General features: G+C 70.5%; 21 protein-coding genes and 1 pseudogene. 9 read left to right on the forward strand and 13 right to left on the reverse strand.

All coding sequences use genetic code 11. The annotated features are described in order from the left end of the window. Nucleotides 1–88: 88 nt before the first annotated feature. Nucleotides 89–1,390: a DNA cytosine methyltransferase gene (locus tag HEK131_RS04265; protein WP_244333712.1), complete on the forward strand. Its 1,302-nt coding sequence runs from the start codon at nt 89–91 to the stop codon at nt 1,388–1,390. Here HEK131_RS04265 and HEK131_RS04270 read toward each other — a convergent pair. From HEK131_RS04270 to HEK131_RS04305, 8 genes and pseudogenes are all read right to left on the reverse strand, one after another. Beyond that, nucleotides 1,370–1,837, reverse strand: coding sequence for a very short patch repair endonuclease (locus tag HEK131_RS04270; RefSeq protein WP_244333713.1), 468 nt, complete (start codon nt 1,835–1,837; stop codon nt 1,370–1,372). The two genes, HEK131_RS04265 and HEK131_RS04270, sit on opposite strands and share 21 nt — an antisense overlap. Before the next feature lie 54 nt (nt 1,838–1,891). Next, nucleotides 1,892–3,187: a hypothetical protein gene (locus HEK131_RS04275; RefSeq protein WP_244333714.1), complete on the reverse strand. Its 1,296-nt coding sequence runs from the start codon at nt 3,185–3,187 to the stop codon at nt 1,892–1,894. After that, nucleotides 3,184–3,465, reverse strand: a complete 282-nt coding sequence (locus tag HEK131_RS04280) for a hypothetical protein (RefSeq protein ID WP_244333715.1) — start codon at nt 3,463–3,465, stop codon at nt 3,184–3,186. Before HEK131_RS04280 ends, HEK131_RS04275 begins: the two co-directional genes overlap by 4 nt. Further along, nucleotides 3,462–6,176, reverse strand: a complete 2,715-nt coding sequence (locus tag HEK131_RS04285; RefSeq protein ID WP_244333716.1) for an SUMF1/EgtB/PvdO family nonheme iron enzyme — start codon at nt 6,174–6,176, stop codon at nt 3,462–3,464. The genes HEK131_RS04280 and HEK131_RS04285 overlap by 4 nt, the downstream gene beginning before the upstream one ends. Beyond that, on the reverse strand, nt 6,173–6,949 hold the full coding sequence (locus HEK131_RS04290; RefSeq protein WP_244333717.1) for a class I SAM-dependent methyltransferase: 777 nt from the start codon (nt 6,947–6,949) through the stop codon (nt 6,173–6,175). Before HEK131_RS04290 ends, HEK131_RS04285 begins: the two co-directional genes overlap by 4 nt. 199 nt (nt 6,950–7,148) lie before the next feature. Continuing rightward, a pseudogene (locus tag HEK131_RS04295) lies at nt 7,149–7,341 on the reverse strand (DNA-binding protein); the annotation flags it as partial. A gap of 31 nt (nt 7,342–7,372) precedes the next feature. After that, complete coding sequence (locus tag HEK131_RS04300) at nt 7,373–7,615, reverse strand: hypothetical protein (protein WP_244333718.1); 243 nt, start codon at nt 7,613–7,615, stop codon at nt 7,373–7,375. Between the two features lie 181 nt (nt 7,616–7,796). Continuing rightward, nucleotides 7,797–8,813, reverse strand: a complete 1,017-nt coding sequence (locus tag HEK131_RS04305; protein ID WP_244333719.1) for a hypothetical protein — start codon at nt 8,811–8,813, stop codon at nt 7,797–7,799. Nucleotides 8,814–8,994: 181 nt separating this feature from the next. On the opposite strand from HEK131_RS04305, the gene HEK131_RS04310 reads away from it, so the two are divergent. Together HEK131_RS04310 and yidC are read left to right on the forward strand one after the other, a co-directional pair. Then, on the forward strand, nt 8,995–9,327 hold the full coding sequence (locus tag HEK131_RS04310; RefSeq protein ID WP_244333720.1) for a DUF6412 domain-containing protein: 333 nt from the start codon (nt 8,995–8,997) through the stop codon (nt 9,325–9,327). A gap of 133 nt (nt 9,328–9,460) precedes the next feature. After that, the gene (gene yidC, locus HEK131_RS04315) at nt 9,461–10,159 is read left to right on the forward strand and encodes a membrane protein insertase YidC (protein WP_244333721.1); all 699 of its coding nucleotides are present in this window, start codon (nt 9,461–9,463) and stop codon (nt 10,157–10,159) included. A gap of 20 nt (nt 10,160–10,179) precedes the next feature. On the opposite strand, the gene HEK131_RS04320 is transcribed toward yidC, so the two are convergent. From HEK131_RS04320 to HEK131_RS04330, 3 genes are all read right to left on the reverse strand, one after another. After that, a complete protein-coding gene (locus tag HEK131_RS04320) occupies nt 10,180–11,061 on the reverse strand; it encodes an LLM class F420-dependent oxidoreductase (protein WP_244333722.1) in 882 nt (293 codons plus the stop codon). 92 nt (nt 11,062–11,153) lie between these two features. Further along, the gene (locus tag HEK131_RS04325) at nt 11,154–11,627 is read right to left on the reverse strand and encodes a heme-degrading domain-containing protein (protein ID WP_217463181.1); all 474 of its coding nucleotides are present in this window, start codon (nt 11,625–11,627) and stop codon (nt 11,154–11,156) included. Next, complete coding sequence (locus HEK131_RS04330) at nt 11,627–12,700, reverse strand: Gfo/Idh/MocA family protein (RefSeq protein WP_217463180.1); 1,074 nt, start codon at nt 12,698–12,700, stop codon at nt 11,627–11,629. The genes HEK131_RS04325 and HEK131_RS04330 overlap by 1 nt, the downstream gene beginning before the upstream one ends. 56 nt (nt 12,701–12,756) lie before the next feature. On the opposite strand from HEK131_RS04330, the gene HEK131_RS04335 reads away from it, so the two are divergent. The 6 genes from HEK131_RS04335 to HEK131_RS04360 all read left to right on the forward strand — a co-directional run bounded on the left by HEK131_RS04335 (nt 12,757) and on the right by HEK131_RS04360 (nt 18,565). Further along, nucleotides 12,757–13,881: an ROK family transcriptional regulator gene (locus HEK131_RS04335; RefSeq protein ID WP_244333723.1), complete on the forward strand. Its 1,125-nt coding sequence runs from the start codon at nt 12,757–12,759 to the stop codon at nt 13,879–13,881. A 122-nt stretch (nt 13,882–14,003) separates the two neighbouring features. Continuing rightward, nucleotides 14,004–15,182, forward strand: a complete 1,179-nt coding sequence (locus tag HEK131_RS04340) for a hypothetical protein (protein WP_244333724.1) — start codon at nt 14,004–14,006, stop codon at nt 15,180–15,182. A 107-nt stretch (nt 15,183–15,289) separates the two neighbouring features. After that, nucleotides 15,290–16,069 (forward strand): HAD-IIA family hydrolase, encoded by a 780-nt coding sequence (locus HEK131_RS04345; protein ID WP_217463177.1) that lies wholly within the window; start codon nt 15,290–15,292, stop codon nt 16,067–16,069. Between the two features lie 116 nt (nt 16,070–16,185). Beyond that, on the forward strand, nt 16,186–16,779 hold the full coding sequence (locus HEK131_RS04350) for a hypothetical protein (RefSeq protein ID WP_244333725.1): 594 nt from the start codon (nt 16,186–16,188) through the stop codon (nt 16,777–16,779). A gap of 12 nt (nt 16,780–16,791) precedes the next feature. Beyond that, nucleotides 16,792–17,451, forward strand: coding sequence for a class F sortase (locus tag HEK131_RS04355; RefSeq protein WP_244333726.1), 660 nt, complete (start codon nt 16,792–16,794; stop codon nt 17,449–17,451). 106 nt (nt 17,452–17,557) lie between these two features. Then, nucleotides 17,558–18,565: a glycoside hydrolase family 6 protein gene (locus HEK131_RS04360; RefSeq protein WP_244333727.1), complete on the forward strand. Its 1,008-nt coding sequence runs from the start codon at nt 17,558–17,560 to the stop codon at nt 18,563–18,565. Nucleotides 18,566–18,604: 39 nt separating this feature from the next. Here the strand turns inward: HEK131_RS04360 and HEK131_RS04365 are convergent, their stop codons facing one another. Next, a complete protein-coding gene (locus HEK131_RS04365) occupies nt 18,605–20,539 on the reverse strand; it encodes a kelch motif-containing protein (RefSeq protein WP_244333728.1) in 1,935 nt (644 codons plus the stop codon). Beyond that, nucleotides 20,536–22,488, reverse strand: a complete 1,953-nt coding sequence (locus tag HEK131_RS04370; RefSeq protein WP_244333729.1) for a glycosyltransferase family 2 protein — start codon at nt 22,486–22,488, stop codon at nt 20,536–20,538. The genes HEK131_RS04365 and HEK131_RS04370 overlap by 4 nt, the downstream gene beginning before the upstream one ends. Nucleotides 22,489–22,752 lie beyond the last annotated feature (264 nt).

Genomic DNA, 22,752 nt, shown 5'->3' on the forward strand with positions numbered 1-22,752 from the left:
GGTGCTAAGGGAACCGGAGTCCCGTCTTGCAGGCGTAGTGACTCTGGGACACTTGGGTCGGTTTTGAGTCACTTCCGGGAGGAGCGCCATGCGCCCCAGCGGCCGCGAGCGTCCGCAGTTCACCTCGCCTCTGACCTCTGTCGAGATCTGTGCGGGGGCGGGCGGGCAAGCTGTCGGGCTCCATCACGCAGGCTTTGATCACTTGGCCCTCGTGGAGTGGGACGCGCATGCCGTCGAAACGCTGAAGGCGAACGTCGACGGCTGGCCGGGGTGGAACCGGGAGCGCGCCCAGGGAATTACTCCGATGGATGTGAGGAAATTCCTTGGTTCGCAAGTTCACAAGAGTCTTCCGGTAGGTAATGAGAGGCTTGACCTGCTTGCCGGTGGCGTCCCATGCCCCCCCTTTTCGCTTGCCGGAAAAAGGCTGGGGCCGGACGACGAGCGAGATTTGTTCCCTGATGCACTGAATATAATCGACAAGTTGCGCCCTCGTGCGGTCATGATTGAGAACGTTCGTGGCATCCTTGAGCCCCCGGAAGTTTTCATTGACTATCGCAGGGATATTCTGAACACGCTGCGCTCCCTTGGGTACATTGTTCCAGAAGTCAAAGAATACTGGTCAGCGGAGAAGCAGGACCTTGTCATGCGAAGTGCGTGGCGGAGGATCGATGCTAAGCATTTCGGTGTCCCGCAGCTTCGCCCTCGTGCCATTCTCGTCGCAATTCATGAGGATGCTCTGGAATCTGGCGGCGCTGAATTTGAGTGGCCTCTCCGGCTCGAAGGCGAAGAGGTGACGGTATTTGATAAGCTTGAAGAGAGCATGAGGGAGCGCTGCGGAGAGTTCTGGGACAGGAATTGGGAAGGGAAGCGCGCTAAGAGCGGTCAGCGGACGGGTGAAGTCGTCTACCGCGACTGGCGTCAGGCCGCCCTTGAGGCCAAGGGGGTGGGGCGAGGTGTCGCACCTACTCTAGTAGGCGGTTCTCGCAAGCATGGTGGCGCCGACCTCGGCCCCACGAGGGCGAAGCGTGCCTGGGCCGCGCTCGGCGTGGACGCGATGGGAGTTGCGAACGATCCGCATGAATGTGATCCGGAACGCGACCTCTTCAGGCCTGCCGGGCCGATGCTGACGGTTCAGCAGGCAGCCGTGATCCAGGGATTCCCGGATGGCTGGAAGTTCCAGGGCAGGAAGACTGCTCGTTACCGGCAGGTTGGTAACGCTTTCCCGCCGCCGGTTGCTGAAGCGGTAGGCCGGGCAATTGCCGCGGCACTGCGTCCGGAACACCGTGACGAGTTGCTGACGGGGTACGTAATGGACACCGGTGACGGTGAACTTGACCGGAAGGTCTCGGAGCAGACGGCACTGCCGGTTTCAGGACTTTCGCAAGCCTGATCGCCGTCCAGTCACTATGGCTGTGATGTGCTGAGCGCATACTTCTGATGGCTCGTGCTCCCAGAACCGGAGCACGAGCCATCCCGCGTCTTTCAGGCGCTGATCCGTGTCGCGATCTCGCTGCACGTTCTTCAGGACCTTCTCGGACCAGTAACCTGAATTAGTTCTCGGTGGGACGTAATGCTCCGGGCAGCCATGCCAGTAGCAGCCGTCGATAAATACGGCCACCTTCACCGGGCGGAATACCATGTCTGCCGTCCGGCGCAGATCCGGGAGCGGGCGTGCTGACACGCGGTAGCGCAGGCCCTGCGCGTGGACCAGTCGCCGGATCAGCGTTTCAGGCTTTGTGTCACGGCTGCGGATCGCTTGCATATTGCGTCGGCGCGCCGCCGATGAGGCCCATGACCCCTCTGGCGCTGTCCACTCGGGATTTGCGTGTTCGGACACATCGAAGAGGGTAGTCCGGCATGCCTGGATCAGGTCGGCCAGGGCATTCAGGGCTCAGTCGCTACTCTCCCCGCCGCGCAGGGACGACAGCACCAGCCGGCCGTACCGGGTGGTCATAACGGCTGCCGTGGCTGCCACCGACAGGGCGAGTGCCAGGAGCAGATGGCTGACCGTGTGGTCGTCGAGGGCCTGGAGGATGCCCAGCGCAGTACCGAGAGGTAGGCCGAGGACTGTCAGGACGCCCAGGGCGCCGCTGATCTGCTGGCTCTCCTGGGTTTGCACGAGCCTGCTGTAGTCGGCCGCTTCGGCGAGGATTTCGTTGAAGCGGTCCGGGAGGCGGTGCTGGTTCTGGAAGGCGAGAAGGAGCTCGTTGGCGGGACCGTGGGCGGTGAGGTGCTGGCGCCAGTAGCCACTGCGGAAGAGCGCGATGCTGCGTTCCAGGCTGGCGACCCGACGGGCTAGGCGACGAGGGGAGGTGAAGACGTCCGAGAGCTCGTCGGTTAGTTCATCAATGTGGTCGCGCTGGAGTGAGCCAAGCAACAGGGCGTCGAGGTAGACGGTGCGCGAGTGGAGGGCACCGAACTCGTAGAAGTCGCCTTCGCCGGTGTCCGGTCGGTGGCCGAGAAACGCGGCGCCCTGTCTCAGTACCAGGGCGCTCCAGTCCGCGGAGATGCGTACGGCGTCCTTGAACTGCTCGACAGCGGTTTCCGGGGCTAGCGGGAAGTCGGCCGGAGTGGAGCGGGAGGCCAGTTGCCACAGCCAGTGGTCTGCCGTGGCGGGCAGCTTCCCTGTCGTGCTGTTGCGGAGCGTCGGTGTGTGCTGTGCCGTCGGGGTCAGGAAGGCGATGGTGTACGGGCGGGCGACGGCGAAGGGCGCGGCGGAGTCCCGGACGTCGGCGATGCCTTCGAGGAGCTCAGCCGGGTCGAACGGCCCGGTGAGTCCAGTGGGCAACTCGTCCACGGTGGCCGGCCGTCGTCCGCCCAGGGTCCGCAGTACCGGCAGGAGCGGCCCCTCAACACTGAAGTGCATGACGGCAAGGGCGTGTTCGGGATCTCGGGTAGTGGCTGCACGGAGTACTTCCAAGCCGAGCAGGTGCAACCCGTCGTGCTTGATATCGAGGGGAAGATGCCAGCGGCGCGGTCGCCCGGGGGCGCCGTAGAGCGCCCGGGCGGAGGCGGGGGCGAAGTACGTGGAGCGCGTCGGCGTGTCCGTGCGGCGGCTGCCGAGCTCGAACGGGAACGGGCCCTCCGGCCAGTCGGGGGCACGGCGCAGTCGAGCGGGCAGGACGACGGTGAGCTCTTGGCGGGCTCCTGTGACGTCGTCGAGCAGTGGTACGCCATTGCCGGTCACCGGTAGTACTCAGCAGGGTCGGGCTGGTCGAGGCGGATTACGAACTCCGCCCGGTCGGGCCTCTTGGCGCTGATGTGAAAGCGCACCCGCTCGCCGGTACGGATGGTGCGGAACCCTTCGGTCACGATCTGCCGGTAGTCGAAGCCGTAGTACCGCTCGTCCTCGTCGTCCCGGACGATGTAGGAGCCGAGGGCGCCGCTCGGCCCTCCACCGCTCGGCCGCCGGTCGACGATGGTCCCGTGCCGTGGTCCGCCGCCGCTGCTGAAGCCGCCGCTCATGCCGTCGTTTCCTCCGTTCCGGTCGGGTCGGCTGCCCGTGCCATGGCGGGCGTGTCTGTCGGGTCGACGTCCTGCACGCAGCGGAATCCCACCGCGTTGCTTCCACCGCGCTTGCGGTAGACGCCTTTGGTGCTGGTCTGCACTGCGCGTAATGGGTTGTCGTAGCTTCCCCCGCAAATTACGGCCTCGGCGGGGTCGTCCAGGCTGGTGGCGGTCCACTCCCAGCAGTTACCTACCATGTCCAGCACGCCGAATGGGGAGCGGTTGCCGGGACGTTCGCCGGACGGGGTGGCACCGGCATGCCGGACGGCGTCATCCGCGAAGTCCCGGTACCAAGCCTGGTAAGTCACGACAGGGTGGCCGACCCAGGTGTCGGCGCAGTTGACTCGGCTGTTGTCCGGAGTGTCGCCCCACGGGAAGAGCCGTCCGTCGGCCCCGCGCGCGGCAGCCTCCCATTCGAGGGAGGTGGGTAGCCGCTTCCCGTCGAATGCAGCGAAGGCGTACGCGCTCCACCAGTTGACGCAGATCGCAGGGTGATGGTCGTAGCGCGGATTCTCGTAGTAGTCGTGATGGCGTAGTCGGTCCCTCCAGGGCCGGTGGGTTACATGGGCCGGCTGCTCCGGGTGGTCCCACCGGGAGGTGCCGTCCGGGGCGAGCGCGTTGAGGAAGCGTCGGTAGCGGGCGACGGTAACGGCGTGGCGGTCGAAGCGAACGGGGCGCTCCACGCGGCGAATCAGCAGTCGTTCGGCCGGGCCGACTAGGTAGGCCCCGGCAGGCAACACACAGTCGTCGCGCACTTTTCTTCCGCCGGACAGGCTGGCGAGGAAGGCGCGCACCTGCTCCGTCAGGAAGGCACCGCCGGGCAAATCCGCCGCCGCGCCCAGGTTCGCCGGGTCGGTGAGATACCGGGCAGCCAGCAGTTCCTGATATGCCGTGTGCACGAAGGCGACCCGGTCGGTTCCCGCGGGGCGAAGCAGCGGAGCAAGGACGCAGGCTGCCGGGTTGAGGCGTCTGTTCGTGAAGGCGTCGGCACCCAGAGCGCCATGGAGGTCGAGCACGGAGAAGACGGTCCGGTCGGTGAGGAATGCCTGCCCGAATGCGGCGGGCAGGCGCTGCTCAAGTTCGGGTCGCTCGTGCTCGACCAGAGTCCGCGTGAGATGGGCGCCAAGGATGTCCGCGAGCGGCTGTCCCGTGGGAAGACTGAGCTGCGCGGTGAGGCGCCGTACCAGCGGCGTCGCCGCAGGCTCGGTCAGGCGTACGACGTGAAAGTGCGGGACCCGGGAAGGGTCGACGCCGTTCGCGTACATCTGCTCGACCAGCTGCTCGGAGCGTCCGGCTCCGCTGTCAAGCAGTTGGCGCACCTGGGGCGAGTCCGCGAGGAAGGAGACCCGGGAGCTCATGACGACCGCCGACTCCGCAGACAGTACGGCGGCGAGGTCAGTGAACAGGCGCAGGAACCCGGCGGGGCTCGGTTCCTCCACACCTTCGTCGACGGCGTCGAGCACGCACAGCGCAGTCCCTGACCGGATTAGGTACAGGAAGAGGTCGTATGCACGGGAGCGGTCGGACGCCATGGCCGGAGCCAGGAGGCGGGCTGCGTACTCAGAGAAGGGCTCGTCCTTCGGCTTGAGGCCGAGGTCGAAGTAGAAGCGGAAGCGGCGGACCTCCGGATTTCCGGCCAGGGCGCGTAGAAGGGTGCTCTTCCCACTGCCCGGTCGGCCGGTGACGAGGACGTTGGCGCTTCCGCGTGCGAGCCGGGTGAGTAGTTCGGCTGCGTCACCGGACTCCGTCACGTTTGCTTCGCCGGTGCGTGCGTCGGTGCTGAGGGCCGTAGCGGCGACGGCGACCCGGGGCTCGGGCGTGGTCCTGTCTGCGATTTCGGGAGCGGTGCTGTCGGCGAGCCCGGCGAGATGGGTCTCGAGGTTGACGATGGTGTCGACGAATCCGTCGTACCGCACGATCCGAAAGTCGATGCCCAGCAGTTGATGCAGGGCTCCGGGGCGCGCGCCGCCGTCGTCGTCCACGACGACGAACCGGGTGAGTTTGGGTAACCGGGTGCGGAGCAGCTCGCCGCCGTGAGAGGCAAGGACGGTGTCCAGGTCGTCGGCATCCCGGGAGAGCATCAGCTCCACGTACTCGAGCCGCATCCCCGCCTCACGGCAGAACAGCAGGTACACGGTGTCCGGGCTGAGAACGAACCGCTTGGCCTGCCTGTAGCCGAGAGTGACATGAAGCCCGGCCAGGAACTCGCAACGGCGTGCTACTTCCGGGGCTACATCGGGTTCGCCGCCGAGCAGGGCGGTACTGCCGGTATTGGTGAACCAGACCAGGACGTCCACGAGCCGGCGGACCGCGAGCAGCCCGTCCTCATCGCTGATGTCGTACCCGTCGTGTGTGGAGCGATTGCGCAAACGCCGAATGTCATCGAGTGCATCGAGAACCGCGCTGCTGCGGATGTACGGACGGCAACGCTTCACAAGGTCGTTGAGCGCCTTGGTAGAGGGATCACCCTCGACGTCGTGGTGACGCCACAGTTCCTTGAGGAGCTTCTCGGTCAGCTTTCCGACCAGCGCGACCGCGTTCTCGGGATAGCCGTCGTTGAGAGACCGTAACGGGCGTTCCAGATCGAGCCCGAGCCGGTCAGCGATCCGCGAATGGTCGTCGAGTTCTCTCCGAAGACGCCGCAGCCGTTTGTCGACGACGGTGCTCATGCGCTCTCCTTTGGTCGTCGGCCGAGGATGAACGCGAACCGGTCTGGGAAGACCAGTACGGGCTCCGGGTGAGCGGCTCGCATCTCGTCGATGCCTTCCTCGATCTCACCTTCACTGAAAGTGGAGAGCACAGACATATAGCGGGCACGGACCATGCCGAGGTACTTGTCCCTGTCGATGCGCAGTTCGTGCTCGACGTGTTCGAGCCGGGTCTCCAGTCCTGCGTCGCTCAGATGCCCTTGGACGACGGCCGGATCCGGCTGGAGTTCCTCGAAGCGGGCAAGGGCAGCTGTGAACAAGGGGTACTGGATGGTGGCCGGAAGCATGATCACCAGTAGTCGGCCGCCCGAAGCCAGCCTTTCGGCAAGGCCTCGCAATGTGCGAGCCGGGTCGGTCACATGATGCACCGACTCCTTCAGCCACATCGCGTCGAACTGCTCGTACGGCAGCGAAGCGCGTCTCTCGGCAATGTCTTCCGCGGAGGCGACGACCGGCATCAACGCGGGAGGGGGCGGGGTGCCCAGCCCTCGCAGCATGGCCTCAGAGGGGTCGATACACAGGATGGGCTGGAGTGGCCGTAGTTGCCTGGCTACTTCTCTGGTGAAAAGGCACGTTCCGGAGCCGATGTCGGCGATCCGGTTGGCGGCGCTGAGTCGAAGTGCCTCCGCGATCCGGCCAGACATCCACGGGATGTACTCCGGTCCGTAGAACCAGTGTTCGTCATATTCGGCTGCGAGACCGTCGTAATGTTTTCGCAGATCGCGCTGCCTCACGGTCCCCCCGTGTATCACCTGGTCATGCCATCACCGGTCACCTGGCAGGCTACCTTGGGCGCTGGGACACCAACAGTGTGTAACGCGACACCTGTTGTCTGTAGCCAGCTCAAGCCCATCGGGGCTTGAAGCGAGCTGTGCTGGCCAGACCATAAGCCCGTGAAGCGGTCCCGTGCGGCGCGGCTCGTCGCGCCCCCGATCAGATACCGATGAGGCGTACACGGTCCCCCGCACAAGCGGGCCGTGTCGTCGACATCGGAGGTCACCATGGCCACGGGTCCTGGTTGGCGTAGCGCCATCTCCGCGACGGTCGCGTGCTTATGACCGTGCGGCCCCGCTGCCTTGAGCAGCTCGGCAGAGGCCCTTGCCGCGTCCTCGGCCACGGGGTCGAGGGAGTCCGCGCCCACGGTTTCGATGCGTCGTTCACGCCGCGCTCGCTGCCCCTCCGCCGCCTGCCGATCCCAGGATCGTGGAGCGGGCTTGGGTCAGCTCCTCCTCGATGAAGGCCCCGTGTTCCTTCGGGTGGCGTTCCAGGTCGGCGCCGAGCATCTGGTGCCACAACTGCCGGGCCACGGCTCCGGCGACGTAGCCGTTGTCGGTTAGCTTGCGCAGTTCGGCGACCTGATCGGTCGGTAGCGTGACCGTAATGCGTGTCGTGTCCGCCATGAGAGCGAGAATGCTGAGGTAGGCACCCGCTTGGGGGCGAAGCGGGGGGATCTTGTCGGCCTCCACGTTCAGGACCGCGCACCTGGGCCGCCGAGCAGGGTGACCGGACCACGAGCCGGCCCGGTGCACCGGGCCGGCGGCCTCAGCGAGGTGTGGAGGCTTGGGCTGCGGCCGTTCGGGTTCAGGCGTCGGAGCCGTGACACGCCCCGTAGGACTCCCTCGACCCGCACCAACACCCCGCCCCCCGCCCCGGCGGCCAAGCCACCGCCAGCCCTCGCGCCGCCAGCGTCGTCGCGTACTGCGGGAGGAGGGAAGGATCGGCCGGGGACGCCCCCTCCGATGCCGCGAACGCCTCGTACGACGGGACCGTGCCGGTGACGATGCCCAGGTTCGGGGTGCCGGAGGTGGAGAGTTCGCGGAGGGACGTCTCTATGGTCGCCAGGTGGTGGGGGTGGGAGGGGTACTCCTCGGACAGGGCCGGGTACGCCGTGAGGAGTTCCGTCAGTTCCGTCGACGGCCAGTGCAGGACCGCCACCGGGTAGGGGCGGGACAACGCCTCGCGGGCCGTGGAGAGTTCGGCGCGCAGGCGGGAGAGTTCGGCCTCCAGTTCCGCCGGGTTCTCCGAGCCGAGGGACCAGACCCGCTTGGGGTCGTGGAGTTCGTCAAGCGAGACCGGGGAGGTATGGAGGGTGTCGGCGAGGCCGTCCCAGGTGTCGTGGGGCAGGCCCAGCATGCGGCGGACGCGGTGGCGGCCGAAGAGCAGGGGGTGGGTGGCGTAGGGAGGTTCCGGCGCGTCCGTCAGGAGCAGGACCGCGCCCGCGTGGAACGTCTCGTGTGCCGCCTCCAGTTCGTCGTGCGACTCCAGCGACTCCGCGACGATCACCCAGGGCGCCGCATCCCGCGGAGCGGCCATGCGGATGCCGTCGATGATCGCTCGCGCCTCGGCCTCGTGGCCGTACTCCCAGAGGTTCGCCGCCTTCAGGGCGCGGACGAGCTGCGGATGCTCCAGCGGGCCGGCGGAGGACAGCAGACGGTCGTAGAGCGCGGTCGCCGCGGGGCGGTCGCCGGACAGTTCGAGGTGGGCCGCGGCGCGCAGCAGCAGTGCCTCCGCGTCCTCGGGGTACAGGCCGGCGGTCCGCTCCAGGCGTGCCGCTTCGGCGGTGTGGTCGACGTTCTCGGCAGGCGTGTCGGGGCGCATGGATGACACCGTACTGCCGAGGGGTGACAGCGGAGGAGGGCGCCTGAGGGGGAGATTCCTCCAACTCCTGGCGAAGATCGGGAACCGGCCCGTGACATCCGGCGTTGTACGGGGTGAACGGGCTTGTACAGCCCGTAGTCATGGGGCCGGGGTGAGTGGAGAGAAGGGGGTGCCGTCGGTGATGAGCAGTCGTTCCGTCGCGACGCGCGGCCTGCTGCCCCTGCTCGTCCTCCTCGTCCTCGGCCAGTCGCTGCTGCTCCAGGCCGCGTTGCTCGGGTCGGGCGGCCTCACCACCGCCCTCGCGCTCGCCGCGACCACCGCCGCCGGCACCGCCCTCGCCCTCCGCTCCCTCCTCACCGCCCTCCGCGTCCCGGCCGTCCCGCCGACGCGCGTGCGCACCGCGATACGCGACAGGGCCCGTCGTACGGCGTTCCTGGCGCAGCGCGACCCCGACGCGAGGGGGCGCCGCCGCCCCCGGGCGCCGGGCCGGGTCCTGCTGACGACCTGCGCGTAGGGCCTGCCTGGGAGCCTCCGGCTCACCACGGCACACCATCCTTCACCGCCCCACCGCGGGTCGTCCTGCCATCGGCCGTTCTCCGGCCGCATCCAGCACCCGGCACGACGCCACCCCGTACGGAGGGCCTCCCATGTCCGTCTTCGCCCGCCTGGTCGAGCAACTCGCCGACCTGCTCCAGCCGTTCTTCCACGCCTCCGCGACCGCCGCCGCGATCGTCCTGTTCACCGCGCTGGTAAGACTCGCCGCCCACCCCCTCGCCCGCGCCGCCGCCCGGGGACAGCGGGCCCGCGCCGCGCTCCAGCCGAGGATCGCCGCACTGCGCGAGCGGCACGCCCGTGACCCCGAGCGGCTCAAGCGGGCGGTGCTGGAGCTGCACACCGAGGCGAAGGTCTCCCCGCTCTCCGGCCTCCTGCCCGGCCTGCTCCAACTCCCCGCGTTCTTCCTGCTCTACCACCTGTTCTCCAACGCCACGATCGGCGACGAGCCCAACGCCCTCCTCGGCCACGACCTGCTCACCGCCCCGCTCGGCGGCCACTGGGCCGACGCGGTCGGCGGCGGGATCTTCGGCACGGCCGACCTGGTCTACCTGGTCCTCTTCGCCGTCGTCGCGGCCGTCGCCACCTTCAACTACCGGCGGGCCAGGCGGACGGTGGCCGAGAGCCCGGCCCCGGCGGGTGACTCCGTGCCGGGCCTCGGCGCCGTCGGCAAGGTGGCCCCGTTCCTGTCCTTCTTCACCCTGGTCACCGTCGCCGTGGTCCCGCTGGCCGCCGCGCTCTACGTCGTCACCAGCACGACCTGGAGCGCGGTGGAGCGGGCGGTGCTGTCGTGAGCGGCCGCAGGACGGGACGGTCAGGCGAGGATGTCCGCCAGCCTCCGCCAGGCCGCGCGGGGCAGGTCCTCCGGGGACCCGGCCTGCACGACCTGGAGGGCGACGTGATCGGCGCCCGCGGCGAGGAAGGAGTTCACCTCGTCCCGGATGCGGTCGTCGTCGCCCCAGGCGTACAGCGAGTCGATCAGGTGATCGCTGCCGCCGTCGCGCAGGTCGTCCTCGGAGAAGCCGAGGCGCTGGAAGTTGGTCGTGTAGTTGGGGAGCTGGAGGTACATGTCCAGGTGGGCGCGGGCCAGTTCACGGGCGCGCGCCGGATCGGATTCCAGTACGACACCGAACTCCGGTGCCAGCAGCGGGGCTTGGCCCAGGATCTCGCGGGCCCGCGCGGTGTGCTCGGGGGTGACGAGATACGGGATCGCCCCCAGGGAGCGCTCGCCGGCCAGTCGTACGGTCTTCGGTCCGAGCGCGGCCAGGACGCGCCGCCCGGCCGGGACACCGGCCGCGTCCAGCGCGTCCAGGTAGTCGACCAGCGCCGAGTACGGCCGCCGGTACTGCTCGGCCAGCTTGGCGTGGCTCACGCCCAGGCCGAGCAGGAAGCGGCCGGGGTGCGCGGCGTCCACCTCGACGTACCCGGCCGCGCTCTCCTCGGCGTCGTACTGCCAGATGCTCTGGATGCTGGTGGCGACGATCAGCCGGTCCGTCGCCTTCAGCAGGGGCAGGGCGTTGACGGCCGCGCTGCTGCCGCCGAGCCAGGCGGTGCCGTAGCCGAGTTCCTGGAGTTCGGCCGCCGCCTCCTCGATCTCGCCGCGCCGGCTCGGGTCCTCACTGCGCAGGCCAAGGCTCCATACGCCGTACCGGCCGATCTCCGCCTTGGAGATGCTGCTGCTCGTCGAGTCGCTCATCGGGTCCTTCCCTCCGGCTGGATGTCGTGCCGTCGATCGTCGTGCACGTCAGGCCCAACCGGAGGGAGCCGCGCGGGGATTCCGCGCGCGGATCACTCGCCGAGGAACCGCTCCAGCGCCTCGACGACCAGACGGTGGTCCTCGATCTGGGGCAGACCGGAGACGGTCACCGAGCCGACGACGCCGACGTTCTCCACGATGATCGGGAAGGAACCGCCGTGCGCCGCGTAGAGATCGGGGTCGAGCCGGGACGACTCCTCGAAGGTGGTGCCCTTGGCGCGGAAGCGTGAGCCGACCAGGTAGGACGCGGAGCCGTAGCGCTCCACCACCCGGCGCTTGCGGCCGATCCAGGCGTCGTTGTCCGGGGTCGAGCCCGGCAGCGCCGCGTGGAAGAGCTGCTGGCCCGCGCGGTGGATGTCGACGGCGATCGGCGCCTGCCGCTCCCGGCCGAGCTCGACCAGGAGGGAGCCGAGGGCCCAGGCGTCGTCGTGGGTGAAGGTGCGGAACGTGAGGCGCTGTTCCTGCGCCTCCAGGTCCGCCACGCTCGGGGTCTGCGGCTGCGTCATCAGAGGGTCACCGTCACCTTGTCGCGGGCGGAGCGGCGGGCCGCCTCCAGTACGTCGAGGGTCTCGGCGGCCTCCAGCGCGGTCACCGGGTTGGGGCCGGTGCCGCGGACGGCGGCGGCCACGGCCGCGTAGTAGGCGGGGTAGTCGCCGGGCAGCGTCTCGACGGCGGTGCCGCCGCCGGTGACCGGGGACTCACCGGCGCCCAGGCGGCCCCACAGGGACTCCTCCTCGACGCCCCAGGCGGCCTCGGTGTGGGGGCGGGCGCCGTCGCGCAGCGCCGCCTCCTGCGGGTCCAGGCCGTGCTTCACGAAGCCGGCGCGCGAGCCGAGCACCCGGAAGCGGGGGCCGAGCTGGGCGGTGGCCGCGGAGACGTACAGGTGCGAGCGGACGCCGCTCGCGTGGGTCAGCGCGAGGAAGGTGTCGTCGTCGGTCTCGGCGCCGTCGCGGCGGACGACCGCCTCGGCGTACACCTCGGTGACCGGGCCGAACAGCACCAGCGCCTGGTCGACGACGTGGCTGCCGAGGTCGTACAGCAGGCCGCCGATCTCCGCCGGGTCGCCGGACTCGCGCCAGCCGCCCTTGAGCTGCGGGCGCCAGCGCTCGAAGCGGGACTCGAAGCGCCAGACGTCGCCCAGATCGCCGTCGGCCACCAGCTTGCGCAGGGTGAGGAAGTCGTTGTCCCAGCGGCGGTTCTGGAAGACGGAGAGCAGCACCCCGTGCTCGTCGGCGAGGGCGGCCAGTTCGCGGGCCTCGGCGGCGGTGCCGGAGATCGGCTTGTCCACGACGACCGGCAGCCCCGCCTTGATCGCGGCGGTGGCGAGCGGCACGTGCGTCTTGTTCGGGGACGCGATGACGATCAGGTCCAGCTCACCGGCGCGCTCGAGCAGCTCGTCGGGGGTGGCGGCGACGCGGACGTCCGGGAACTCGGCGCGGGCCTGCTCCTGGCGCTCGGGGTTCGAGGTGACGACCGTGTCCAGGACGAGGCCGTCCGTGGCGGCGATCAGCGGGGCGTGGAAGACGGAGCCGGCGAGGCCGTAGCCGATCAGGCCGACGCGGAGGGGTGTACCAGTCATGCCTCCTACTTTCGCAACGCTGTTGCCAAAGTGCAAGCGCCGGGGAGAATGGACACGTGAACAGGACGAGGAGCAACCCGGCGGGGGCGAATCTGCTCGCGGTGCGGTCGCACAACACCGCACTCGTGCTCGATCTGCTGCGCGGCGCCGGGGCGGAGGGCATCAGCAGGCTGGAACTCGCCGAGCGCACGGGGCTCACCCCGCAGGCCGTCAGCAAGATCACCGGGCGGCTGCGGGAGGACGGCTTCGCCGCGGACGCCGGACGCCGGGCCTCCACCGGCGGCAAGCCGCGCACCGTGCTGCGGCTGGTCCCCGAGGCGGGGCACGCGGTGGGCGTGCATCTGGACCGCGACGAACTGCGGGTGGTGCTGCTCGATCTCGACGGCACCGTGGTGGGGGAGCGGCGGGGTGAGACCGGGCTCGGCGGCGGCGCCGAGACGGTGCTCGCCCTGGTCGTGGCCGAGGTGACCGCACTGGTCACGGAGGTGCTGGGAGGCGCCGGGCTCGCGGACGCCGGGACGCTGCTCGGGGTCGGGGTCGCGCTGCCGGGCCCGCTGGACCACACGGGCGGGGTGCTGCACCGGGTGACCGGCTTCCCGGAGTGGGAGGGCTTCGGGCTGCGGGACGCGCTCGCCGGGCGGCTGGGGGTGCCGGTGGTCGTCGACAAGGACACCAACGCCGCGGCGCTCGGGCTGGCGGCGGGGGGCGAGCGGGGTTCGTTCGCCTACCTGCACCTCGGTACGGGGCTCGGCGCCGGCCTGGTGATCGGCGGCAGTGTGCACCGGGGGGCGCGTACGGGGGCCGGGGAGTTCGGGCACCAGGTGATCCAGTTGGACGGGCCGCCGTGCGAGTGCGGCGACCGGGGGTGCCTGGAGGTGCTGTGCCTGGCGGCCGCCGGCCGCGGGGACACCGCGGAGGCGGCGCGGGTGCTGGGGGTGGGCGCGGGGAATCTGGCGGGGCTGCTGGACATCGACCGGGTGCTGCTCGGCGGGCGGACCATCGCCTCGGCGCCCAGGGCCTACGTCCAGGGGGTCTCCGGGATCCTCGCCGCGCGGGCCCGGCGCGAGGGGCTGCCCGGTGACACGGTTCCGGTCCGGCCGGCGCCGGGCGGGGAGCGGGTCGTGGCCGTGGGGGCGGGACAGTTGCTGCTGGCGCCGGTGTTCGGGCGGGCGGAGGGCTGAGGACGCCCGTGGGAGCCGACCTGCCGGTTGGCGCAGCGGCGGTCCACTGATCGGGCGGAGATGGGGGCGGGGCCGGAGTGGCGCGGGGGTCGGGGGCGGGTATCCGGCATGTTCATGTGTTCATGCGATTGTCCTCGGCCCTGTTGTCGTCCCTGCCGTCCTCGTCCCGGTCGTCCACGTCCCGCTCCTCGGCGTCCGCCTCCGTGTCCGCCTCGCTCTGCCTGGTCGCGGTCGCCGCGCTCACGCCCGTGTCGCCCGCCGCCGCGGTCGCCCCCTGCATGGCGGGCGACGACGGTTCCTTCCCGCTGGAGACCCGCATCCACGGCGGTCCCGACGGCTACGAGGCCGGCGGGGCGCCCGGCACCTGGTACATCGACCTCGTCAACACCGGCTCGCAGGCGTGCGCGGGTGTCCACCCGGTCGTGGTCCTCGTCGACGACGAGCGTCTTCTGCGGCCGTCGCAGGCCAAACTCGATTTCTACGACGGCCGCAGGCGCCGCCCGGTCCGGCTGGAGAGCACCGATCAGCAGGAACTGGTCGGCGTGGTCGGCGCCGACGGCTTCGACGGGTACACCGTGGCGCCCGGCGGGACGGTCACCGTCAGGCTCCGGCTGATGATCACCTCCGACGCCTTCGCCGACCACGTCACCGCCAAGGCCGCCCTGGTCCAGCGGCGCGGCCAGGACGGGGAGTGGGTGGGCGAGTCCGGCGACTACGTCTTCGACATCGACGGCGAGGCGCCCGAGCGGAGACCGGACGGGCAGCACGACCCCGCCCGCACGCAGGGCCCCGTACCCCCGGGCGAGCCGGACCGGCCGGGCCGCCCCGACGCGCCGACCGGTACCGGGGAACCAGGCCGGACCCCCGGCCCGAGCGACCCGGCCGACTCCGCGGACCCCGGCCTGCCGTCCCGTACCGACGAGCCGGGCCCGACCACAGGCCCGGCCGACCTCGCGGACCCCGACGGCACCTCGGCCCCGGTGGACCCCAGCCGCGCGCCCGACACCACCGAGGCGGGCGTCACCCCGGCCGCCGAGGACCCCTCCGCCACGGAGGCCGTACCCGCGGCCCCCCTCGCGCCCGTAGACCCCGCCGAGCCCACCGACGACGAGGACGGCGAGGACGGCGAGGACGGCGAGGACAGCGAGTACGGCGAGTACGGCGAGGACGGGGAGTACGGCCGGCAGGCCGCCGAACTCGCCCACACCGGCCAGGGCCTGTCACGCGGCCTCTTCACGGCGGCCGCCGTACTCCTCGTCCTCGGCGGCACCGCGCTGCTCCTGGTCCGCAGACGCCGCTGACCTCACCCGGCACCCCAGCCCCTCCGGCCCCCCAGGCCCCACGGCCACGCCCGCCTCACTACGCTGGACCCGTCAGCCGTCGGCAGCACTCGCAGGAGGACGTACGCATGGCAGACCGCAGGCCCATCGAGTCATGGCTCACCGACATGGACGGCGTTCTCATCCACGAGGGTGTGCCCATCCCCGGCGCCGACGCGTTCCTGAAGAAGCTGCGCGAGGCCGAGCGGCCGTTCCTGGTGCTGACCAACAACTCCATCTACACGGCCCGCGATCTGCACGCCCGGCTGAGCAGGCTGGGCCTGGACGTGCCGGTGGAGAACATCTGGACCTCCGCGATGGCCACCGCCCAGTTCGTGGACGAGCAGCGGCCCGGCGGGAGCGCGTACGTCATCGGCGAGGCCGGACTGACCACCGCGCTGCACGACGTCGGCTACATCCTCACCGACCACGACCCGGACTTCGTGATCCTGGGCGAGACCCGGACGTACTCCTTCGAGGCCATGACCAAGGCGGTCCGGCTGATCAACGACGGCGCCCGGTTCATCGCCACCAACCCGGACAACGTCGGCCCCTCCACCGAGGGCGCGCTGCCCGCCACCGGATCGGTCGCCGCCCTGATCACCGCGGCCACCAAGAAGAAGCCGTACTTCGTCGGCAAGCCCAACCCGCTGATGATGCGCGCCGGGCTCAACGTGCTCGGAGCCCATTCGGAGACCTCCGCGATGATCGGCGACCGCATGGACACCGACGTGCTCGCGGGCCTGGAGGCCGGGATGCGCACCTTCCTGGTGCTCACCGGGGTCACCCAGGCGGACGAGATCGACCGGTACCCGTACCGTCCGTCCAAGGTCGTCGACTCCATCGCGGACCTGGTAGACCTGGTCTGAGCTGGGGTTTGCCGGAATCCCCAAACCCGTTCCCACCCGTTCGGAGCAGCCGGACGCCCCGCGCGGATGCGGAAGCACACCGGACGGGGGAACCTCCCAATATCTGGAGGTTCACGATGGGCTCACTTCGCCTCACTCTCTGTACTTCGATCCTCGCCGCCGCCGCGCTCACCCCGGCGGCCCACGCTGCGGACGGCGGCTCGCACGGCACCGGTGGGCTCACCGTGGCCCCGGCCGTCCCCCTTCCTGGCACCGACGTGTCGCTGCGGGTACGCGGCTGCACGGCCTCGCAGGGCACGGCGGTGTCGAGCGCGTTCGTCTCGGACGCCCGGCTGACCGGCGGCCAGGGCGACCTCTCCGGGGAGACCCGCGTCCGCACCTCCCTCAAGGCGGGTGCCTACGACGTGCGCGTCACCTGCGCCGACTACTCGTTCACCGGCCGGATCAGCGTCGACGAGTCGTCGCTGGGCGCGCGCCCCGACTCCGACGACGAGCCCGGCACTGGGCCCTCCCCGGTCGCCCCGGTGCACGCGGGCGGCGGCGGCACGGCCGCCGGTGGCGGTGCCGACACCAGCACCCTGTTCGCCACCGTGGCCCCCACCGGCTCCGGCCCCGGCGCCGCCCAGGCCCTGACCGGGCTGGCCCTCGCCGGATGCGCGGCGGTCACGGTCGGCGCGCTCCGGGCCCGCCGGAGCCGTGGCAACGGCTGAGCGGGCGCCTTCATGTCCGAGGAGCGAGGGCACACCGCCGCCACCGGCCGGCTGATCACGGCCGTGGCCTGGGCCGTGCTGCTGCTCGGACTCTGGCTCTGGGGACGGGACGTGACCGGGCTGCCGGACAACCCGGCCGGCACCGCGCACGGCGACGTGGCCGGACTCGGCGGCATCACCCTGCCCGCCCCGGCGACCCCGCTGCCCGAATCCGCCCCGCAGCGCGTCGACATCCCCCAACTGGCCATCCAGGCACCGGTGATGTCGCGCGGACTCGACAGCCGGGGCGGCATCGACCCGCCGCCCTTCGATCAGCCGGGGGTGGTCGGCTGGTACGGCGCCGGAACCGCACCCGGTGCGGCCGGGACCGCGCTGCTGGTCGGCCATGTCGACACCGAGACCCGGCCCGCCGTCTTCTACCGGCTCAGCACCCTGACACCCGGCGAGACCGTCCGGGTGGTCCGCGCGGACGGCAAGGTCGCCCGGTTCACCATCGACGACGTCGAGGTGCTCCCCGCCGACCACTTCGACGCCGAACGCGCCTATGGCACCCGGCACCCCGGCCGCGCCGAGCTCCGCCTGATCACCTGCGGCGGCACCTACGACCGGACGAGCCGCACCTACACCGCCAACGTGGTCGTCTCCGCGTACCTCACCGGCACGGGTGCCTGAACACCCCTGCGGACAAAGGGCGTTGACTTCCACATCTCCCCATGTCCGGCACGGCCGGTATGCCACGATTGGCCCTCCGGAACAGACGTGCCCAGGGGGGAACCGCATGTACGGGAAGTGGGGGGCCGGTCCAGCGGGACGGGCCGGGGTGTCCGCGGTGCTGCTGGGGGCGGCACTGCTGGCGGCCGGGTGCTCCGCAGGGGACGAGGGCGCCGGGGGAGCACCGGTCACCCCGCGGCCCGCGTCCCCCTACTGGGTCAACCCCGACGGCAACGCCGCCCGCCAGGTGGCCGCCTACGAGAAGGCCGGCAGGAAGGCCGAGGCGGAGCGGATACGGGAGATCGCCGAGCAGCCGGTGGGGGAGTGGCTCGGCCCAAAGGACCCGGAGGGGGAGGCGCGCGGGTTCACCGAGGCCGCCGCGAAGTCCGGCCGCGGAGCCCTGCTGGTGCTCTACAACATCCCGCACCGCGACTGCGGCCAGTACTCGCGAGGAGGCGCGGCCGACGGAGCCGCCTACCGGACCTGGCTCGCCGGGGTCGCGCGCGGCATCGGGGACCGCCCCGCCACCGTGATCCTCGAACCGGACGCCCTGCTCCACCTCGTGGACGGCTGCACCCCGGAGGAGTTCCGCGAGGAGCGCTACGACCTCCTCGCGGGCGCGGTCACCACGCTCACGTCCCTGAAGAACACCAAGGTCTACCTGGACGCGGGCAACGCGGGCTGGGGCCACCCCGACCAGATCTTCGAGCCGCTGAGGTCGGCGGGCGTGGAGGACGCCGACGGCTTCGCCGTCAACGTCTCCAACTTCTACTCCACGCCCGACTCCATCGCCTACGGCAAGCGCCTCGCCGCCAAGGTCGGCGGCAAGCACTTCGTCGTGGACACCAGCCGCAACGGCAACGGCCCCTACACCCAGGGCGCCCCGGCCGAACGCTGGTGCAACCCACCGGGCCGGGCCCTGGGCGAGACCCCGACCACGAACACGGCCGACCCCCTGGCCGACGCCTACCTGTGGATCAAACGACCAGGGGAGTCGGACGGCGAGTGCAAGGGCGGCCCGAAGGCGGGGGCCTGGTGGCCGGAGTACGCCCTGGACCTGACCGATGGCCGCTGAACGCCGAGCCCTGAGCCCTGCGCCCCTCAGCCCTGAACGCTAAGGCACGCGCACCCACCGGGCCTTCGACGGCGTCCCCTGCTCGTCGTCCACGAACAGCATGTACCAACCCGACTGCACCAGATTCCGGTTGGAAGGCACCCGCACGGTGATCCGGTCCCCGGAGGCCGTGAAGTCCAGCGCGATCGACCGCTGGTCCACGTCCGTCACATGGGTCGCCGCGCTCGGCCGGATCAACCGCGCCTTCCGGATGCTCGACGCGGCTTGCGAGGTGAACGTCCCCGACCCGCCCCGCGCGATGCTCTCCGGCCCCTTGCCGAGCGAGGGGCGGGATTCCCGGTACAGGTAGGGCGGCGTGTAGATCTCGATCCGCTGCTCGAAGCTGCCCGGCTCGGTGTTCGCCCGGTCCCCGTACAGCGGGTCGGAGCCGAAGAACATCACGCGCCCGTCCGGCAGCAGGATCGACCCGGAGTGGTAGTTCCGCCCCACCAGCGGGTCGGCGACGCGGGTGAAGCTGTCGCTGTCCGGGTGGTAGATCCGCGCCTCGAGGATGTCGGAGTCACCCCGCCCCCGGTAGTCCCGCGAGCCGCCCGACACCAGCACCGTGTCGTCGGGCAGCACGGACGCCTGCGGATACCGGGTGCCCTTGGCCAGCGAGGGCCCGTCCACGAAGTGCGGAGCGCGCGCCTTGAGGTCGATCAGCCGGGTCTTCCTGCTGGACAGCCGGGACTCCCCGACCCCGCCCCCGCCGACCACCAGGTACCGCTCGTCCTGCGCCGGAGGCAGCAGCACCGTGCCCGAGGTCTCCAGACGGTCCGGGTCGCTCAGCCCCGGCAGCTCGGTGAACTCGTTGGTGTCCACGTCCCAGATGCCGGGCTTACGGCCCACGTCGTCCGGTCCGTAGCCGGCGTTGGAGCCCGAGTAGAAGACCTTGCCGCTCTGCGTCAGGAACAGCGCCGGGTAGGTCGGGAACTGCCTGACCTTCCGCGTGTACGTCCACTTCTTCGTCGCCGGGTCGAAGACCTCGTTCTTGCCCGGCACCAACTGGCCGATGTCGTCCAGCCCGGAGACGCTGAGCACCTTGCCGTCGGACAGGGTGGTGAGCGTCGGGTACCAGCGGGCCTCCTTCATCGGGTCGACCTCGATGTACCGCTCGGCCACCGGATCGAACTCGAAGGCGTCGCGGATGCCCTGGAAGTCCTTCTTGTCGAGCGCCAGCTTCTGCGCGATGCCGTACGTGTTGCGCGCCTCGGCGCCGGTCAGGCCGCGCACCCGGTAGTTGTCCTGGGTGCCGGTCTCGTACTTCGCGCCGCTGCGCTGGGCCTCGACGTAGATCCGGCCGAGACCGGGGTCGTTGCGCACGAACCTGCCCGCGCGGTCGAAGACCTTCTTCGCGCGCGGGACGAGCACCGGGTCCCTGGAGACGAAGGTGCGGCCATTGCTCTTCCCGGTGAACCGGGTGCCGGCGGGCAGGGTGACGGGGCGGTCGGGGTTCTCGTTGTGGACGATCATCAGGCCGCCCGCCTTGGTCACATCGCCCTTGAGCTTCTCGTACCGCTTGGTCCCGCCCGCGATCAGCAGCCTCCCGTCGGCGAGTTGGGTGTGGCCGGTGCAGAAGAGGTCCTTGGGCGTGGGGATCTTCTTGATCGTGCCCTTGACCGGGTCCCAGAGCCGGGTGTCGAACTTCTTGGCGTCGAAGTTCTCCTGCTTGTTGCCCGACCCCGCCACCAGCAGCACCTTCCCGGTGCGCAGCAGGGCCGCGTGGATGGTGTCCTGGCGGTACTCCTCGGGGAACTCCACGGTCTCCCAGCGGCCGTTGGCGGCCTTGTACTCCGGCTTGTCGATCTTGTACTGGTGGTACCGCTCGGTGCTGAAGCGGTAGAGCCACGGCCCGTTCATCCCGGCCAGCGCGAGGACCACCACCGCGCTCATCCCCAGTCGGCGGGCGCGGCGGCGGCCGGTGAAGTCCCTCATTCCTTACGGCCCCCCAGCCCGCCCAGGGCGATCCGCAGCGTCTGCTCGCCGTCGTCGTCCCCGTTCCCGTCGTCGCCCAAGGGTGGCGAGGCGGTGCGCTGGGCGGGGACGCGCGGTGCGGGCAGCGGCTCCGGCCCGGCCGCCCCGACGGCGGCGGACTCGCGCGGCCCGGCCTCCCGCGGCCCGGCCTCCCGCACCCCGGCAGGCTCCCGCCCCAGGGTGTACCGCCAGACGAGGATCGGTGAGGCGGTGATCAGCAGGGCTAAGGCGGCCCAGGTGATCATCGCGGGGTGGCCGTGGCCCAGCGTGAGGCCCGCGGTCAGCGAGCCCGCGAAGACCGCGATGAAGAACCAGTGGACGCGGAACGTCCCGAACAGGGTGTCCGGGCTGGCGGAGTCGCCCTTGGGGGTCACCACGAACCCGCTCTCGCGGCGCAGCACCGCGTCCAGCAGCGAGCGGGCGTACACCGGCGCGGACAGCGCCGACATCATCATGCCCGCGACCCCGCCGGAGCCCTCCGGCTCGTGCGGGGAGACGTTGTGCCGCCGGTTCCAGACGTACAGCCCGATCTGCAGCGCGGAGGCGTTGCCGTACAGCATCAGCCAGACGGTCGGGTCGATGTTCACGCCCGAGGCGCCCAGGCCCAGGAAGAGCGCGCAACTCAGGGCGGCCAGAATCCAGTTGAGGGCCGACATCGGGTAGAAGATGATCATCATGGTGTAGTTGAAGAGCTTGCCCGGCGGCAGGGTGAAGACGCCCTTCCAGTACTGCTTGAGGATCGTCTCGTAGGTGCCCCGCGACCAGCGCAGTTGCTGGGTGAAGAAGTCGGTCCAGGCGTTCGGGCCCTCGCCCACCGCGAGCACGTCCGGGGTGTACACCGACTTCCACTTGCGGCCGGTGGCCGGGTTCGTGGTGCGGTGCATCTCGAAACCGGTGGCCATGTCCTCGGTGATCGAGTCGTAGAGCCCGCCGATCTGCTTCAGCGCGCCGATCCGCACCGCGTTGGAGGTGCCGACGAACATCGGGCCGCCGTAGCGGTTCCCGGCGCGCTGGATCAGGGCGTGGAAGAGGAACTGCTGCGACTCGGCGGCCTTGGTGACGAACGTGTCGTAGTTGCCGTACACCTGCGGGCCGATGACGAAGCCGACGTCCGGGTCGCGGAACCAGCCGAGCATCCGCTCCAGGTAGTTGGGGAGCGGGACGTGGTCGGTGTCGACGGAGGCGAAGAAGTCGTAGCCGTCGCCGTGCGCGTCCAGCCAGGCGTTGTAGTTGCCGTGCTTGGTCCTGGCGCGGTGGGGGCCCGAGGGCTGGTTCCACTTCGCCACGCCCTTGCGGGAGAAGTGGCGGACGCCGAGCCGGGCGCAGACCTCCTTGACGGCCGGGTCGTCGCCCTCGTCCAGCAGCCAGACGTGCAGCAGGCCCCGGTGCCGCAGCCGAACGGCCGCCCGAAGGGTCCGGGTGACCATCTCCAGCGGCTCCTTGCCCGGCACGAAGGAGGTCAGGAAGGCCACGCGGGTGCCGGTCTCGGGCACCACCGGCACCGGGTCGCGGGCGACGAGGGTGGCGTGCGCGTTGGACAGCACGTTCATGCAGCGGAAGAACTCGATCAGGCCGATCGAGACCAGCATGACGGTGTCCAGCACGGGCAGGAAGTCGTGGGCGGGGTGGTCGCGCTCGGTCCAGTGGTCCGGCTGGAGCAGCCAGAGCAGCAGGACGAGCGAGAGCAGCGGGGCAGCGCCCAGCATGAGCGCGGCGCGTATCCGGTGCGGCTCCTGCGAGAGCAGCGAGCGGTAGCGCACGGTGTAGGGCCGGTCGGCGGGCGGCTGGGTGAGCGGGCCGGCGAGTCTGCTGTAGTGCTCGTAGTCGTATCCCGGACGGTTCTGCGCGTCCCGGCCGGTCCGGTGCGAGACGGTTCCGGGTCTTGTGGTCCGTGACGGATCATCCGTCATGAGTCATCCCCCCACACGCGGCTCAGCGCGTGTTTCGTCAGTCCTTCCGCCCCCGACGGACCTCCCCAGGGCCGTCGGGGGCGGCTCGATGGCATGCCGCTGTGACCATGCCCTGACTCACCGTGAGCAGGGCAGGCAACGGCGATGCTCCGGTCGCGGCGCGGGACGCCCCCCTAGGCGTCCGAACCGGGCGGGGACTGTTCCGCCCCGCCGGTGCGCGACCGGTACTTCCCCCCAACTGCCGTGTTTCCACGGCATCGTGGA

Source organism: Streptomyces seoulensis, assembly GCF_022846655.1.
GTDB lineage: Bacteria > Actinomycetota > Actinomycetes > Streptomycetales > Streptomycetaceae > Streptomyces.

Bases quoted from the DNA above. Each gene is read 5' to 3' on its own strand.
- HEK131_RS04350 (WP_244333725.1), top strand. From the start codon at position 16,186: ATGGGCTCACTTCGCCTCACTCTCTGTACTTCGATCCTCGCCGCCGCC.
- HEK131_RS04265 (WP_244333712.1), top strand. From the start codon at position 89: ATGCGCCCCAGCGGCCGCGAGCGTCCGCAGTTCACCTCGCCTCTGACC.
- HEK131_RS04280 (WP_244333715.1), bottom strand. From the start codon at position 3,465: ATGAGCGGCGGCTTCAGCAGCGGCGGCGGACCACGGCACGGGACCATC.
- HEK131_RS04360 (WP_244333727.1), top strand. From the start codon at position 17,558: ATGTACGGGAAGTGGGGGGCCGGTCCAGCGGGACGGGCCGGGGTGTCC.
- HEK131_RS04340 (WP_244333724.1), top strand. From the start codon at position 14,004: ATGCGATTGTCCTCGGCCCTGTTGTCGTCCCTGCCGTCCTCGTCCCGG.
- yidC (WP_244333721.1), top strand. From the start codon at position 9,461: ATGTCCGTCTTCGCCCGCCTGGTCGAGCAACTCGCCGACCTGCTCCAG.
- HEK131_RS04355 (WP_244333726.1), top strand. From the start codon at position 16,792: ATGTCCGAGGAGCGAGGGCACACCGCCGCCACCGGCCGGCTGATCACG.
- HEK131_RS04325 (WP_217463181.1), bottom strand. From the start codon at position 11,627: ATGACGCAGCCGCAGACCCCGAGCGTGGCGGACCTGGAGGCGCAGGAA.
- HEK131_RS04370 (WP_244333729.1), bottom strand. From the start codon at position 22,488: ATGACGGATGATCCGTCACGGACCACAAGACCCGGAACCGTCTCGCAC.
- HEK131_RS04330 (WP_217463180.1), bottom strand. From the start codon at position 12,700: ATGACTGGTACACCCCTCCGCGTCGGCCTGATCGGCTACGGCCTCGCC.
- HEK131_RS04345 (WP_217463177.1), top strand. From the start codon at position 15,290: ATGGCAGACCGCAGGCCCATCGAGTCATGGCTCACCGACATGGACGGC.
- HEK131_RS04310 (WP_244333720.1), top strand. From the start codon at position 8,995: ATGAGCAGTCGTTCCGTCGCGACGCGCGGCCTGCTGCCCCTGCTCGTC.
- HEK131_RS04300 (WP_244333718.1), bottom strand. From the start codon at position 7,615: ATGGCGGACACGACACGCATTACGGTCACGCTACCGACCGATCAGGTC.
- HEK131_RS04320 (WP_244333722.1), bottom strand. From the start codon at position 11,061: ATGAGCGACTCGACGAGCAGCAGCATCTCCAAGGCGGAGATCGGCCGG.
- HEK131_RS04305 (WP_244333719.1), bottom strand. From the start codon at position 8,813: ATGCGCCCCGACACGCCTGCCGAGAACGTCGACCACACCGCCGAAGCG.
- HEK131_RS04365 (WP_244333728.1), bottom strand. From the start codon at position 20,539: ATGAGGGACTTCACCGGCCGCCGCCGCGCCCGCCGACTGGGGATGAGC.
- HEK131_RS04285 (WP_244333716.1), bottom strand. From the start codon at position 6,176: ATGAGCACCGTCGTCGACAAACGGCTGCGGCGTCTTCGGAGAGAACTC.